Origin of the sequence: Microbacterium istanbulense, assembly GCF_037204145.1 — a bacterium.
Classification (GTDB): domain Bacteria; phylum Actinomycetota; class Actinomycetes; order Actinomycetales; family Microbacteriaceae; genus Microbacterium; species Microbacterium istanbulense.
The window spans coordinates 1-14,141 of the sequence record NZ_JBBDGN010000020.1 but is presented as its reverse complement, the minus strand read 5'-3'; the positions used below and the strand labels follow the sequence as shown (position 1 = coordinate 14,141).

The following is a 14,141-nucleotide window of genomic DNA, read 5'->3' as shown; positions in this document are numbered from 1 at the left end:
AGCAGGGACCGGTATCGGCACCGTGTCGCGCGACACCTGTCAGTGCTCGGGCATGTGGCTCATTTCCTCGTCCAGGAACTTGGTGATGGCGTGGAGTGCTTTCGGCGAGATGTCGCCGAGGGTGCGGGCGGCGTAGGACTTCACCTTCGCTGCCCGCATGGACCGAACGAGGTCGAGCTGCGCGGCGACCTTCTCGGGGGTGGCGGCACCGTCCTGACCCATCAGGAAGGCGGCATCGACATCGAAGAACGCGGCAAGTCCCTCGAAAACGGCGGGGTCTTGGACATAGCGGTGACCGTTGACCATGTACGTCCAGCGCGACCGGGACAGGTTGGTGCCTCGTTCTTTGAGGTAATCCGCGATCTGCGAGTAGGTCGGTTCGGAGCCGGACTCGGCGACGGCGACATCCATCAGGAGCCGCAGACGCTTGGCGAGGTCTTCAGCCGCAGCCTGGCTCTCGTCTTCGGTCATGATGGCTGACCCCCTTCCCTTCGCGACGGGCAAGGCATCGATGTAGTCCACCCTCACGGGTGGTTGTGCATGCTCAAACCTACTCGTTGAGCATGCACAAATCAAGGCTTGCGCATGCTCAATGGTCGATGTTAGAACAGGACTCCAGGATATTTTGAGCATGCTCAACGCTTGGGTGTGGTCTTCGCCTGGTCTGCCTCAAGGAGGTGAGCGATGTCTGATTCACGGCATGGCGGCGGGTGTTCTCGCCCACCTGGAAGGTGTACCGCCGCGCGCACTCTCGTCGCGGCTCACCGAAGAGGAGGCCGGATCATGGCATCGAACGAGGACGCCCGGGCGGCGCGGGAGGCGAAGCTCGACGAGCTGCACGAGAAGCTGACCGGCGCGGTGGAAGCACTGGTCTCGGGCGATGACTGGCGGCAGGCGCTGGCGTTCGCAGCCCGGTTCCGCAGCCGCTCGTTCAACAACACGATGCTGATCTGGGTGCAGCACGAGGCCGCGTTCGAGGCGGGCCGGGTGCCGGAGCCGTTCCCGACGCTGGTCGCCGGGTACCGGCAGTGGCAGGGCCTGGGTCGTCAGGTGATGAAGGGCCAGGCCGGCTACATGATCTTCGCGCCTGTCACGGGCCGGTTCGCCACGGCGACGCCTGCTGATGCGGGCTCGTGGCGTCGGCTGGGGCCGCGGGAGAAGCCGAAGGCCGGTGAGGTGGTGCGCTCTCGGATGGTCGGCGCACGCCCCGCATACGTGTGGGATGCCTCCCAGACCGACGGCGAACCACTGCCCGTCACGCCCACGCCGACGCTGTTGGAAGGTGAAGCGCCATCGGGTTTGTGGGAGGGGCTGGCTGGGCAGATTCGCGGCGCGGGGTTCGAGGTGCTGCGCGTGGAGCACGAGGGCATGATCTTTGGCGCGAACGGTGTCACCGACTATGAGGCGCGCACGGTCGCGGTGCGGGAGAACATGGACCCGGCCGCGCAGGTCAAGACGCTCACGCACGAGCTGGCGCATGTGCTGATGCATGATCCCGACGATCAGGAGGCCCGGCAGCATCGCGGTATCCGCGAGGTCGAGGCCGAGAGTGTCGCGCTGATGATCGGTGCCGCGCACGGCATGGACACCGCCGGGTACACGATCCCGTACGTCTCGACCTGGGCCGCCCGCGTGGACGGCCAAGAGCCCGCCCAGGTGGTGCAGGCCACCGGCGAACGCGTCCGCAAGACCGCGCTGGCGATCCTCGACCAGCTCGACACCCTCCAAGTCGGCGACGGCACCCCGCCCGGACTCGACCGCGACACCCCCGCGCGCGCCTCGGCTGTCGTGAAGTCTGCGGCTTCTCCCGCTCCGTCGATGGAGGCGGAGCGGGAGCGTTCCTCGGGTGTGCCGGTGCTGGCGGGGAGGGGGCTGTGATGCCCGACCCATTTGATGTCCTTGCGGCGCTGATTCGCGTGGATGGCGCACCGGGCCTCGCGGTGGCCGCGCGCAGCCTCGCTTTGGCTGGCGTGCCCGTGTTCCCGTGCCAGGTCGAGGGGAAGCGTCCGCTGACCCGTCGCGGGTTCCTCGACGCGAGCAGCGACCCCGCGCGCATCGTGGCGTGGTGGTCACGCACCCCGAACGCGAACATTGGCATCCCGACGGGCGCGGCATCGGGTGTCGTTGTGGTGGATGTCGATGTCCACGGCCCTATCGATGGCCGCCTCGCGTGGAAGCGCGCAGCCGATGCGGGGCTCGTCAGCGGAGCGGGTCTTCTGGTGCGCACCCCAACCGGCGGCACGCACGCCTACTTCCCGGCGACACCGGGCAGGGAGCAGCGGTCTTGGCAGGCCGCCGCTGCCGGGGTCGATTTCCGGGGCGACGGCGGCTACATCATCACCCCGCCCTCCCAACGGATCATCGACGGCAGCGTGAAGCGGTACCGGGTCGCGGACATCGCCGCGCACTCGGTCGGCCCGGTGGACGCGGGCCGACTGCGGGACTTCCTCGACCCTCGCCCCGTCGCCCCTGCCCGTGCCAGCGGCGGCGAGCTGGCTGTGGATGCTGAGCGGCTGGCGGCGTGGGTCTCTGGGCGCGGTGAGGGCGAGCGGAACCGCTCGCTGTTCTGGGCTGCGTGCCGCCTCGCGGAGAACGGCACCTCACCAGCGGATGCACTCGATGCCCTGGGCGCTGCCGCGCACTCGGCGGGCCTGAGCGATCGCGAGATCACCACGACCGTGCGCTCCGCCTACCGCGCCACCCAGCCCACCCCGGAAGCTCCGTCACACGGCGGGACTCGGAGTGAGGGTCGATGGTGCAGCCGCTCCGGCAACCCGCCGTCCGTCTCGTCGGCGAGGTGGGCGTTGTGATGCGTGAGATCGAGGCGCGGCGTTGGGCCGCGATGACGGCGGTCGCTGGGACGGTGTTCATTGCCGCTGGCGCGTTCTGGCTGTCCTTCACCTCGCTCGCCGATCTCGCCGCACGGTCTGGGATCGGGGCCGGGCAGGCGTGGGCCTGGCCGTTGATCGTGGACGGCATCATCGTCGTCGCCACCGTCGCCGTCGTCGCACTCGCAGGTCAGCGTTCGGCCTGGTATCCGTGGGCGCTGCTGGTCGGCGGCGCGCTCGTCTCGGTGACGGCGAACGCGATCCATGCCGTCGTCGCCGCCGACGCCGATGTGCCACGCATCCTCGCTGCATCCGTCGCCGCCGTCCCGCCCGTCGTGCTGCTCGCGATCACCCACCTCACCGTCATCCTCACCCGCACTCCCGAAACCACCACGAAGGCCCCGGCAGTCATGTCGTTCCAGGCGATCGCAGGCGAAGCCACGCCAGCACTGCTATCGGGTGACGAAGACCCCGGCACTCGTGACGAGGGCAGCGCAGCAGTGGCGGGTCGGCGGGCTCGGGGGTGGGAACTGCGGGAGGCGGGCTGGTCGAACAAGCGGATCGCCCGCGAGCTGGGCGTGCATCCCTCGACAGTGGGCCGCTGGTTCGCCGTCGCGCACCTCACCGACACAACCGATACCGCCGATGAGCGGGAGGAGACGACCCCATGAACACCACCGACAACCCCCAGCGCAGCCACGACATAAACGCGCCCGGTCCGGCGCGCTCGGTGCCCGACGAGCCGCGTGAGCGTCCCGAGCCTGTCGAGGCGGCGACTGCGCCGGAGGCGGTGCGGGCTGCGCAGGTCGCCCGCGAGGACAAGCAACACGCGATCGTGCGCGGTCGGGGCGTGGAGTGGGTGCGCCCGACCGACCTGATCGCCCGACACTCCGCACACGCCGCTGGCCGCGGTCTGGACTTCCAGGCCGAGCTAGCCCGCCGCACCCGCACCCCGATCGGTGCCGGTGTCCGTCACCTCGGGGACCGTGCCCGGCGGCTGCCACCGATCTCAGCGTTCGGCCGCAGCACCCCCGTGACGCAGCAGGTGTCCCGGTCCGGGGTCTCGATGAGCTGAGCGTGGTGACAGGCATGACCCCGACGGCAGGAGGACGCGCTCGTGGGAGCGAGTGCGCACCTTCCTGCCAGGAGGTGCCGACACCATGACCACAACCACCACCGGCTTTCCAGAACCGGCCGAGGACTTCACGACCAGCGAAGGGCTACGCGCACTGCTGATCCGGCTCTATGAGGGCGGTGAGGATGCTTGGGTTCACGACCCGGTGGCCCGCGACCTGATGGAGTTCGCCGCCGACAAGTACCGAGCCCTGGCCCGCAAGCACAAGCTCGACACCTGGGAGGCGGTCGCGGCGGCGTTCGACGCGATGCAGTACCGCTCGACCCGCGAGGCCAATGATCCGTGGGCGATCATCACCCACGCCGTGCGGATCACCTGCGTCTACGAGGAACGCGCCCAAGGCCTGCTCTGCTCCGTGCACCAGGCCCGCCGCGCGCACGTCTCCGCGTTCCACGACCCCGAACGCTTCTCCGACCGCGACACCGCACTGGGCGACTACCATCCCGCATTCCACACCACCGACACCCACCCCAGCGACATCGACACCGAGCCCCGCGACGGTCTCGGGTCGGCGCAGGCGTGCATGTCCGCCGGATCGGCCGCCGAGGGTGCCATCGCGATCTTGTGCCTGCTCGACTGGCCCACCGACACCGCCCGCGCCTCGGTGGAACACGTCTGCGGCGCGTTGATGAAGGCCGGCACCCGCCAGTCCGCCTACGAGGCGTTGCGCCGTGACCGCCATGCCCGGGCACTGCTCGATCTGCCGCGCCGATCCTGGACCGCACTCCTCAAAGCGCTACTCGGGAACCCGCACCCCGCCTACGCGGCCACCACGACCGGGCGCGGCGTTCTGCTGCGGCTGCTGCTCGGCGAGACCCTCGACCTGTTGCTCCGTGACGACGATCTGATCCTCGCCCTCGCTCTGGCCGCCCCGAACAGTCGAGGCGGTGAAGCGTCGTGACCGAGCCGCAGTCCGGGAGCATCCAGCTCGACCGCGCCGTCGATTCCCTGATCGTCGGCACCCGCCACCGCGCCGACCTGGGAGACATCGACGCCCTGGCCGCCTCCATCGAACGCGACGGCCTCCTGCAACCGCTGACCATCACCATCGACGGCGTACTCGTCTGCGGCGCACGCCGCCTCGCCGCCATCAAGCAGCTCGGCTGGCGCACCGTCAACGTGTGGGTGCGAAGCGGTCTGTCGGACCGGCTCGGGCAGCTCCTCGCCGAGCAGGACGACAACATGCTCCACAAGCCCTACACCCAGCTCGAAGCCGCCGGTCTCTACCGCGAGATCAAGCAGGTCATGGCCGAAGACGCCGCCCGCCGCAAGGCCGCCACCCAGTTCAGCGCCGAACACCAGCCAGGAAACGACGGTGGTGGAAAATTTCCACCACCGTCAAGCGGCCCGACTGGGAAGGCCCGAGAACAGGCTGCGTCGATGATCCCCGGCGGAGCCTCGTACAAGACCTTGGAGAAGGTCGGCTACATCGAAGAGATCGCCGCCAACCCCACCCAGCCTGAGACCCTCCGCGCGGAAGCAGCGGCGGCGCTAGAGCGAATCGAGGCAGGCGACCCCGTGCATCCGCTCTACCTGGCGATCCACGAATCTGCGGAGACTGCGCGTGAGGTACGTGAGGCGACGATGCACGCACTCGCCGAGGATGCCGGCGCACGCGCCAACGCCATGAAGAAAGGCAAGAAGCCCAAGCCGCGACTCAAGCCGCTCGTGCCCGACGACGCACCGCCCGTGCAGTACCCGCTGCGCGCGTTCGTCCAGACCTGGGGCGAACTGGCCAACTGGTGGACCCACTACGACGCCGACACCCTCGCGCGCGAGCTGACCGACGAACAGTTCGACAACTTCCTCGCCACCGTCGAAGGCACCACCCGCTTCGCCAACGACCTGCACGCCGCTCGCGAAGACACCGCTGAGCGGCCACGCCTGCGCGCACTCTGACCACCGGCACGGACTGCGGGTGCGCACCTGCTCGGTATGAGCCCTGCACCCACTGATCCCTCGCATCGTCGCCGACTCGTCGCCCTCATCGCCGCCGGCATCGTCCTGCTGCTCCTGGCCGGTGTCGGCATCTACGGACTCCTCACCGGCCCCCGCACCACGTCCACGAGCACCGACGACCCGAAATCTGGCCCGACCACAACGGCCCCGCCGACCGCGCCGCCGAGCACACCCCGAGCGCCGCGGGTTCCGGCGGTGCCGCGTTCCGCCGACCCGGAAACGTTCGCCCAAGGGGTCGCGTCCACGCTGTACGCGTGGGACACCGCTTCGGGCCTGTGGCCGCTGGACTACACCTCGGCGATCCTCGCGGTCGGAGACCCGAGCGGTGACGAACAAGCCGGGCTCGCCTCCGACGTGGCCGCCTACCTGCCGCACCGCGACGCGTGGATCGAACTGCGCCAGTACGCCACCAGCCAGCACCTCACCATCGACACCGCCTACGTCCCCGACGCATGGGCCCATGCCATCGAGCAGGCACAGCCCGGACAACTCGCCCCAGGGACGATCGCGGTCACGATCGAGGGCACCCGCCACCGTGAAGGCGTCTGGAACGAGCAGCCGGTCACCTCGCAACACGATGTGACGTTCACCGTGTTCGTCATCTGCGCGCCGACGTATCCGACCTGCCATCTGCTGCGGCTGTCGCAGCTCGACAACCCGCTGCGCTGACGGGTGGCGTCGTGTTCCGCAAACTCACCATCGCAGCCCTCGCGCTCATGTTCTTCGCACCCGCCGCCACGCTGCTCGGCATCGGCGTGCTGATGAACCCCGCCGCCGCCCACTGCGCCACCCCAGCAGGGACCGTGAACCTCGGCCCCGTCCCGGACTCGCTCGCCGTGACCACCGCGAACGGCGAAACCTTCACCCTGAACCGGCAGCAGCTCACGCACGCGGCCACGATCATCGCCATCGGCAACGGACTCGACGACGTGGGACGGCCCGGAATCAAGATCGCGCTCATGGCCGCGCTCACCGAGTCCACGCTGCGGATGCTCACCAACACCGGCACCTACCCCGAGTCGGCGAACTATCCCAACGACGGCAACGGCTCCGACCACGACAGCCTCGGCCTGTTCCAGATGCGGCCCCAATCTGGCTGGGGAACCGTCGCCGAGCTCATGGACCCCACCTACCAAGCCCGCGCGTTCTTCGGCGGCCCGACCGGCCCGAACTACCCCTCGCCACGCGGCCTGCTCGACATCCCCGACTGGCAGCAGATGGACCCAGGCGAAGCTGCCCAAGCCGTCGAAGTCTCAGCCTACCCCGACCGCTACCGCAACTACGAACCCGTCGCCGAGAGCATCCTCACCGCCCTCACCAGTAGTAGCGGGCCTGGACTCGGAGCAGGTGGTCCAGCGTCCGCGTCGTCGCGGGTGGTGTTCCCACTGCCGGAAGGCACCTGGGTGCTGACCTCTCCGTTCGGGATGCGGACGCACCCGATCACCGGGGAACAGAAACTGCACACCGGCACCGACTTCGCCGCACCCGACGGCACCCCGATCCTCGCCGCCGCCGATGGTCTGGTCATCGTTGCGGAGTTCTCCGGGGGCTACGGCGGGCTCATCGTCATCGAGCACACCATCGACGGCCAGACCGTCGCGACCGCCTACGCGCACATGTGGCAGCACGGCATCCACGTCCACGCCGGAGACCGAGTGACCGCAGGTCAGCACATCGGCGATGTCGGCAGCTCGGGCATGAGCACCGGAGCCCACCTGCACTTCGAGGTCCGCCCCGGCGGCACCAACAGTGAGGCCATCGACGCCGCCGCCTGGCTCAACCAGCACGGAGCCGCGAACCTCCCCACCGCGACCAGTGGATCACCAGCCGCCTGCAACACCACGGGGACGCCCGGCGCTCCGGGTGGTGGCGTCGACGGAGACCCCGACCGGCTCGTCGATGATCCCACCAGCAACGGCAAGATCACCGCCCGGATGCTGCACCTCTACCAGCAGACCCTCGCCGCGTTCCCCGACACCGGCTGGGGCTGCTACTCACCCCGTCCCGGCACGAAGTCCGAGCATCCTCTCGGACGCGCCTGCGACATCACCTTCGGCAACAAGATCGGCCAACGCCCCAACACCGCGCATCTCGAAGCCGGCTGGCGAGTCACGAACTGGATGAAAGACAACGCCGACGTGCTCGGCGTCCAGTACCTCATCTGGCAAGGCCAAATCTGGTCCCTCGCCAGCGACGCTGATGGCTGGCGGCCCTACAACGGCGGCGGCATGCACGACCCCGCCTCCATCACCGGCGGCCACTTCGACCACCTCCACGTCACAGTCAAGGTTTAATCTCGGAAATTACATCTAATGTACGTTTCTTACATTAGATGTAGGCTGGATTCACGCGGTTCCGCGAGATGGCGGGCATCTGCAATCTAGCAGCGGGCCCGTGCCTGACCAGGTGTTTCGCGGTCGATCTTACATTTGATGCACGATTCTTACATCTAATGTAAGGTCGTGGTCATGGTGTTCTCGGAGGGCCACGGGCGTGGCGCAGGGGAGTCGTCGCCGGTGGGGAACGTGTCGCTGCTGCGGCCGGCGGAGCAGTTCTTCGATGAGATGCTGGCGGGCTGGTCGATGCAGCAGACCTCGCGGATGCTGGCGGCGCAGACGATCAAGACGAGGGCGGCGCAGGTGCGCCGGTTCGCGGACTTCTGCGGCACGTCGCCGTGGGAGTGGTCCCCGACCGATGTCGAGGAGTGGACGACCTCGCTGGTCTCGGGGGCGCGGCCGTTGGCGGTCTCGACGGTGCGGGCGTATCAGAACGCGCTGGCGCTGTTCTGCGACTACCTGACCGATCACCGCTACGGGTGGGCGGATCGGTGCGTGGAGGCGTTCGGCACGCACCCGGTGCAGGTCTGCCACGAGTGGAACACCGTCGTCCACACCAGCGACCATGAGTCGCGTCCGGCGGTGCGTCCGTTGACGCGGGTCGAGCTGCAGGCGTTCTTCGACTACGCGGACGAGCTGGTGGACCGGGCTCGGTCGTCGGGGCGGAAGGGCTGGCTGACGCTGTTCCGCGACGCGACGCTGTTCAAGATGATCTACGCCTTCGGGCTGCGCCGCCGCGAGGTGGCGATGCTGGACCTGCCGGACTTCACCCGCAACCCGAAGGGCTGGGAGTTCGGCCGGTTCGGGGTCTGCAATGTCCGCTGGGGCAAGGCGATGAAGGGCTCGCCGCCGCGCCGGCGGGCGGTGTTGGCGGTGTTCGACTGGACCCGTCCGGTGATCGAGGAGTACGTCACCGAGGTCCGTCCCCGGTTCGGCCTCGCGGATGCATCGATCTTGTGGCCGACCGAGCGACAGGGCCGCATCCGGCTGGATCACATTGACGACCGCTTCGCGGACTGGCGTGACGACCTCGGCCTGGACCCGGTGGTGCATCCGCACTGTCTGCGGCACTCGTATGTGACGCATCTGATCGAGGACGGTTTCGACCCGTTGTTCGTCCAGCAGCAAGTCGGGCACCGCTGGGGCTCGACCACCGCCCTCTACACCGGCGTCTCCGGTGACTACCGCAACCGCACGCTGCGCCGCGCCCTGGACGCGGCATTCACCGCGCCCACCGTTGAGGAAGGCTGATCGACATGACGAAGACCGTCGCCTACCACTGGCACCTGCGCAAGGTGATGAACGAGCACGGCATGCAGTCCACCACCGATCTGGTGCCGCTGCTGGCCGACCGCGGGGTGGTGATGACCTCGACCCAGGTCTACCGGATCGTGGTCGGGCAACCCGAGCGGCTGAACATGGCGTTCCTCTCGGCGCTGTGTGACATCTTCGGGGTCGGGCCGAACGATCTGATCGAGCCCTACGTCGTCGCGTCGTCGCGGCGGGGTCGCAAGACCGGCACCACGGGCACGAGCCCGGCGTCGAAGCCGAGCAAGAACCGGCCGACCCGCGCGGTCATCAAGCCCGCCGACGACTGAGCTTCTCTAAACGGCTGACCAAGTGGCGTCCACGATCGTCCACGGCGCGTGCTTCGGCTGCGGCCGGACCAAGAACCTGCGCTGGAACCACTCCCGCGGCCGGGGCGAGTGCCGCGCCTGCCGCGCCCAACGCGCCTCACCCGAGACCTGCACTGGCTGCGGCCGTCGGCGGCGGGTCAACGCCCGCACCACCGACGGCGGCGCGGTCTGCGTGACCTGCTACGCCCGCACCCGTACGAGCGAGGACGCCTGCGACGACTGCGGAGTCGTCGGGCCGCTCGCCACCCGCGCCGGCGGCAAGAGCGGCCTATCGGCGCGGAGCCTCTGCGCCTCTTGCTACCGCAACCCGCACCGGCCCTGCGGGGTCTGCGGGCGGTTGCGGCGGGTCGCGTTGAAGGCCACCGCGACGAGCCCGGATGTCTGCCCGACCTGCTACCAGGCGCCGGTGATCGACTGCTCAATCTGCGGCCAACAAGCCCTCGGCCGCCGCACCACGAACAATGGTCGGCCGCGCTGCTTCGGCTGCCAGGCCGCGCAGCAGATCGACGCCGCGCTCACCGGCCCGGACGGGCTGATCCGGCCCGAGCTGAAACCCGTCCGCGATGCCCTGACCGAGCTCGAACGTCCCCGGTCCCTGCTGAGCAACTGGCGGAACCTGCCCAGCCTGCACCTGCTGGCCGACATCGCTGCCGGACGGGTCGAGCTGACCCATGCAGCGCTGGATGCGCGGGCGCAGGTGTTCTCGGTGACCTACCTACGCGCCATGCTCGTCGCCGCAGGCGCGCTCCCGTCGCGGGATGAGAACGCCGTCCGGCTACACCGCTACACGAGCGAGGTCGTCGCCGTGGTCGCCGATCCCGAGCTGCGCGGGGTGCTGGGCCGCTACGCCCGCTGGCACGTCGTCGGCCGTGTCAAGACCGACCGCCACGGCCACATCACCGCACACGCCGCCGCACGCTGCCGTGGTGAGATCCAGGCCGCCCGGAGCTTCCTCGACCACCTGACCGCGCACGGTCACGGGCTCGATGACTGCCCGCAAGCCCACGTGGATGCCTGGGTGAGCATCGACCGGAACCGTCGCCTGGTATTCCTGCGCTGGCTCTCCCACGGCGGATACCTCAACGGCTGCCGCCTGCCCGAGCCCGTCCGCCAGAAAGACCCCGGCCACGACACCGAACCCGACGCCCAGCTCGGCCTCGCCCGGCGGCTCCTGCACGATCCGGGCAGCGCCAGCATCGAGGACCGAGCCGCGGCCTGCTTGATCCTGCTCTACGCCCAACCCACCACCAAGATCGCCGCTCTCACCACCGGCGACATCGAGGTCCGCGACACAGGCACCTACCTGCGGCTCGGCCCCGAACCGCTGCTGCTCATCCCGCCCCTGGACGCCCTGGTCGCGGCTTTGCCGGTCGCCAAGCCGTTCGGGACCGCGAGCACCCTGGCCGATGCGCGGTGGCTGTTCACCGGGAAGAACGCCGGAACCCATCTGCACCCGGCGTCGCTGACGCGGCGGATGAACCTGCTCGGGATCACCACCCGCACCAGCAGGAACACGGCGCTGCTGCACCTGGCCGCAACGACACCACCGGCGGTGTTCGCCAGTCTCGTCGGAATCCACATCACCACCGCGACCCGCTGGGCCGAGCTGTCCAGCGCGGCCTGGAACAGCTATGCCGCTTTGCGCCGCTCGTGAACGAGCGCGATCAGAGTCGGATGTCGCGGAGTCGCGGAAGGTTGGACCAGATCTGCTGGGTGTAGGTCGGGTCAAAGATCGCGTGGTAGCCGCCGGTGTGCCAGAACAGAATTGGGCCGTCGATCGCGTTCTTGCGGGCCATGTCGATGAGGGCTGCGGCTGCTTTGGCCGTGTACACCGGATCGACCACGATGCCTTCGAGTCGGGCCATCAGGTCGATCGCCTCATCAACGCCGTCGGCGGGCTTGCCGTACCCCTCGCCGAGATACGCCTCGGTCAACTCCAGATCGGATGCCGTGACGGCGATGTGGGGAGCGATGAGGGCTGCGGCCTCATTCGCGAGACGGAGGTAGCCTGCCGGCACGTCGTCGTACACCTCGCCGGCCACGATGACTCCGATGATCCGGGTGTCCGCGTGGGATACTGCTCGGCCAAGGGCGAGCCCCGCGTGGGTGCTGCCCGCCGAGCTGGCGTGCACGATGGTCTGGAACCGCGAGCCCTGGGCTCTGATCTGCTCATCGGCCTCGATGTATGCGCGAGCGAAACTCGTGGCCCCACGACCGGTCGCGCAACCGATCGGGAGACGGTAGACGCGTTCCCCAGCGGCCTCCAACTCCGTTACGGCACCATCGGTCACGTGTGCCAGCTCCACCCAGGAGACGTCACCAACGAGCCGGAGGTCAGCTCCGAAGAGAGCATCGAGGAGCAGGTTCCCCACCGGCTCCCTCGGCTCGTCGTGGCAGAGCACCAACGTGCACTTCATCCCGATCGCGGCCGCAGCCGCAGCCGCCGCTCGCGTCGCGTTGGAGAGGCGGGAACCTTCGGTGACGATATGCGTCGCGCCCAAGGCCTTCGCGTGAGCGAGCTCCATCTCCAGTTTGCGCACCTTGTTCCCCGCCAGACCAACGGAGCCGAGGTCATCGCGCTTGGCCCACACCTCAATGCCGAGCTCCTCGCTCAAGCGCGGCAGGAGCTGAACGGGTGAGGTGAACCCGCGTAAGTCAAGACGAGGCAGGTCAACAAGCCGTGACGTATCCATACCCACAGAACCTAGGCAGAACTCAGCAGATGCACAATCCATCTATGACTCACTATGCATATGCTCGACCAAAGCCGCTCATGGGCGGTATTGTCCGATCATATGTACACCCTCGACTCGGTCGACGCCCGCATCCTCCTCGCGAGAGACGGTTCGCAGGACGCCTCTGTCATCGAACTCGGAAACCGTCTGGGTCTCTCCCGGAACACCGTCCATGCCCGACTGAAGCGGATGCGCGAGCAGGAGGCCCTCGGGCTGCCAAGTGCCGCAGTCACACCGTCGAGCGTGGGAAGGCCACTCCTCGCGTTCGTCACAGTCTCGGTCGCTCAGCAGTCCATCGCCTCTGCATATACGACGATCGCTGCGATACCCGAGGTCGTCGAGGCACACACCACGACAGGCGACGCCGACCTCATGCTCAGGGTCGTCGCCCGCGACCCGATCGACCTGCACCGCATCACACAAGGCATCCAACTAGCACCCGGAGTGCAACGAAGCAGCACCTCCATCGCTACCACTGAAGTCATTGCCCACCGAATGAGCGCCCTCCTCCAAGAGCTCGCGGCACAAGAGCCCTGACGCACCAACGCAGCCTCGCTTGCTGATGCCCGCTCGATGCACCGCGCGCCTCGTGACGAAGGCATCGCAGGGCGTCGGACCCGGGCCGTGTCACGCCGCCACAGGAGCCGCTGACGCACCTGCACAGCATGAAGCTCGCATCACTCACCAGGCTTCATCGAGGCCCGGCAACCCGGCTATTCCGGCACTTCGATCATCCGACGCTGCCGGTGGGTGCGTAATGGGCGTCTTTCCCGACTTCGACGGCCTCGGCGGCATTGGCGACCTCCGCGCCATCGTCGGCGCCCTCCTCACGTTCGTCCTCATCGTCGCCGTCCTCATGCTGATCGTCTCCGCGATCGTATGGGCCATCGCGACCGCGCACGGCAACTACGCCACCGCCGGCAAAGGCCGAACCGGAGTCCTCGTCTCCCTCGGCGCCGCCGTCCTCGCCGGAGGCGGCGTCGCCTGGATGAACTGGCTCCTCAACCTCGGCCAACAGCTGTAGCGATCCTGATGAGTCAGAATTGGTTCAGCCGCGACCGCGCCTCCATCAGCTTCTGTATGACCTCGGACTTCCGCTGTCCAAGCGACGCGATCTTCTCTCGGGCCGCTGACTGACGCGCGAGCTGGTTGTTGGAGATCGCCATCCAGTTCGGGTTCCGCATAGATGGTGAGCGGGCCGAGAGCGCTCGCGAGTAGCTCTCGTTAGCGCGGTAGATCGCAGCTTCGACATTCCGCAGCTGTTCCTCCAACCGCCACACACGGTCTTGTGCCCGTTGGCGCGCCTCATCCCGCCGTTGCTCACCGGCCCGCTTCGCGGCCTCGAACAGACGATCCTTCGCCGACTTGTACTGCTGCCAGAGATGGTCATTGTCCGCCTTCGCGCACGGCCCGGTGGAACGCCACTGTGTATCCAGAACTCGGGCCTGATCCTTCGCCGCGCGGAAGTCACTGGAGTGTGCCAGCGACTCCATTTGCGAAACGAGTCGCTG

General features: G+C 68.3%; 15 protein-coding genes and 1 pseudogene. 13 read left to right on the top strand and 3 right to left on the bottom strand.

Annotated elements, in window-relative coordinates; genetic code table 11:
• Nucleotides 1-39: 39 nt before the first annotated feature.
• A complete protein-coding gene (locus WDU93_RS14715; RefSeq protein ID WP_313536017.1) occupies nucleotides 40-471 on the bottom strand; it encodes a hypothetical protein in 432 nt (143 codons plus the stop codon).
• A 312-nt stretch (nucleotides 472-783) separates the two neighbouring features.
• Here WDU93_RS14715 and WDU93_RS14710 point away from each other — a divergent pair, with 312 nt between their 5' ends.
• From WDU93_RS14710 to WDU93_RS14660, 11 genes are all read left to right on the top strand, one after another.
• Nucleotides 784-1,878, top strand: coding sequence for an ArdC-like ssDNA-binding domain-containing protein (locus tag WDU93_RS14710; protein ID WP_337321992.1), 1,095 nt, complete (start codon nucleotides 784-786; stop codon nucleotides 1,876-1,878).
• A complete protein-coding gene (locus WDU93_RS14705; protein WP_337321991.1) occupies nucleotides 1,878-2,810 on the top strand; it encodes a bifunctional DNA primase/polymerase in 933 nt (310 codons plus the stop codon). The genes WDU93_RS14710 and WDU93_RS14705 overlap by 1 nt, the downstream gene beginning before the upstream one ends.
• Nucleotides 2,810-3,499 (top strand): helix-turn-helix domain-containing protein, encoded by a 690-nt coding sequence (locus WDU93_RS14700; protein WP_337321990.1) that lies wholly within the window; start codon nucleotides 2,810-2,812, stop codon nucleotides 3,497-3,499. Before WDU93_RS14705 ends, WDU93_RS14700 begins: the two co-directional genes overlap by 1 nt.
• The gene (locus tag WDU93_RS14695) at nucleotides 3,496-3,903 is read left to right on the top strand and encodes a hypothetical protein (RefSeq protein ID WP_337321989.1); all 408 of its coding nucleotides are present in this window, start codon (nucleotides 3,496-3,498) and stop codon (nucleotides 3,901-3,903) included. The genes WDU93_RS14700 and WDU93_RS14695 overlap by 4 nt, the downstream gene beginning before the upstream one ends.
• A gap of 85 nt (nucleotides 3,904-3,988) precedes the next feature.
• Nucleotides 3,989-4,864, top strand: a complete 876-nt coding sequence (locus WDU93_RS14690) for a hypothetical protein (RefSeq protein ID WP_337321988.1) — start codon at nucleotides 3,989-3,991, stop codon at nucleotides 4,862-4,864.
• Nucleotides 4,861-5,862 carry a ParB N-terminal domain-containing protein gene (locus WDU93_RS14685; protein ID WP_337321987.1) on the top strand — a complete coding sequence of 334 codons (1,002 nt, stop codon included), beginning with the start codon at nucleotides 4,861-4,863 and terminating at the stop codon, nucleotides 5,860-5,862. Before WDU93_RS14690 ends, WDU93_RS14685 begins: the two co-directional genes overlap by 4 nt.
• Nucleotides 5,863-5,898: 36 nt before the next feature.
• Nucleotides 5,899-6,591 (top strand): hypothetical protein, encoded by a 693-nt coding sequence (locus WDU93_RS14680; RefSeq protein WP_337321986.1) that lies wholly within the window; start codon nucleotides 5,899-5,901, stop codon nucleotides 6,589-6,591.
• An 11-nt stretch (nucleotides 6,592-6,602) separates the two neighbouring features.
• A complete protein-coding gene (locus WDU93_RS14675) occupies nucleotides 6,603-8,216 on the top strand; it encodes a M23 family metallopeptidase (RefSeq protein ID WP_337321985.1) in 1,614 nt (537 codons plus the stop codon).
• A 174-nt stretch (nucleotides 8,217-8,390) separates the two neighbouring features.
• On the top strand, nucleotides 8,391-9,509 hold the full coding sequence (locus WDU93_RS14670; protein WP_337321984.1) for a tyrosine-type recombinase/integrase: 1,119 nt from the start codon (nucleotides 8,391-8,393) through the stop codon (nucleotides 9,507-9,509).
• Nucleotides 9,510-9,514: 5 nt separating this feature from the next.
• The gene (locus WDU93_RS14665) at nucleotides 9,515-9,856 is read left to right on the top strand and encodes a helix-turn-helix domain-containing protein (RefSeq protein WP_337321983.1); all 342 of its coding nucleotides are present in this window, start codon (nucleotides 9,515-9,517) and stop codon (nucleotides 9,854-9,856) included.
• A 22-nt stretch (nucleotides 9,857-9,878) separates the two neighbouring features.
• Nucleotides 9,879-11,549 carry a hypothetical protein gene (locus WDU93_RS14660; protein WP_337321982.1) on the top strand — a complete coding sequence of 557 codons (1,671 nt, stop codon included), beginning with the start codon at nucleotides 9,879-9,881 and terminating at the stop codon, nucleotides 11,547-11,549.
• 10 nt (nucleotides 11,550-11,559) lie between these two features.
• Here WDU93_RS14660 and WDU93_RS14655 read toward each other — a convergent pair whose 3' ends face one another.
• Nucleotides 11,560-12,588 carry a 1-aminocyclopropane-1-carboxylate deaminase/D-cysteine desulfhydrase gene (locus tag WDU93_RS14655; RefSeq protein WP_337321981.1) on the bottom strand — a complete coding sequence of 343 codons (1,029 nt, stop codon included), beginning with the start codon at nucleotides 12,586-12,588 and terminating at the stop codon, nucleotides 11,560-11,562.
• A 54-nt stretch (nucleotides 12,589-12,642) separates the two neighbouring features.
• On the opposite strand from WDU93_RS14655, the gene WDU93_RS14650 reads away from it, so the two are divergent.
• Nucleotides 12,643-13,167, top strand: coding sequence for an Lrp/AsnC family transcriptional regulator (locus WDU93_RS14650; RefSeq protein ID WP_337321980.1), 525 nt, complete (start codon nucleotides 12,643-12,645; stop codon nucleotides 13,165-13,167).
• 220 nt (nucleotides 13,168-13,387) lie between these two features.
• The gene (locus tag WDU93_RS14645) at nucleotides 13,388-13,654 is read left to right on the top strand and encodes a DUF6112 family protein (protein WP_337321979.1); all 267 of its coding nucleotides are present in this window, start codon (nucleotides 13,388-13,390) and stop codon (nucleotides 13,652-13,654) included.
• Between the two features lie 13 nt (nucleotides 13,655-13,667).
• Here the strand turns inward: WDU93_RS14645 and WDU93_RS14640 are convergent.
• Nucleotides 13,668-14,141: pseudogene (locus tag WDU93_RS14640) on the bottom strand (hypothetical protein); the annotation flags it as partial.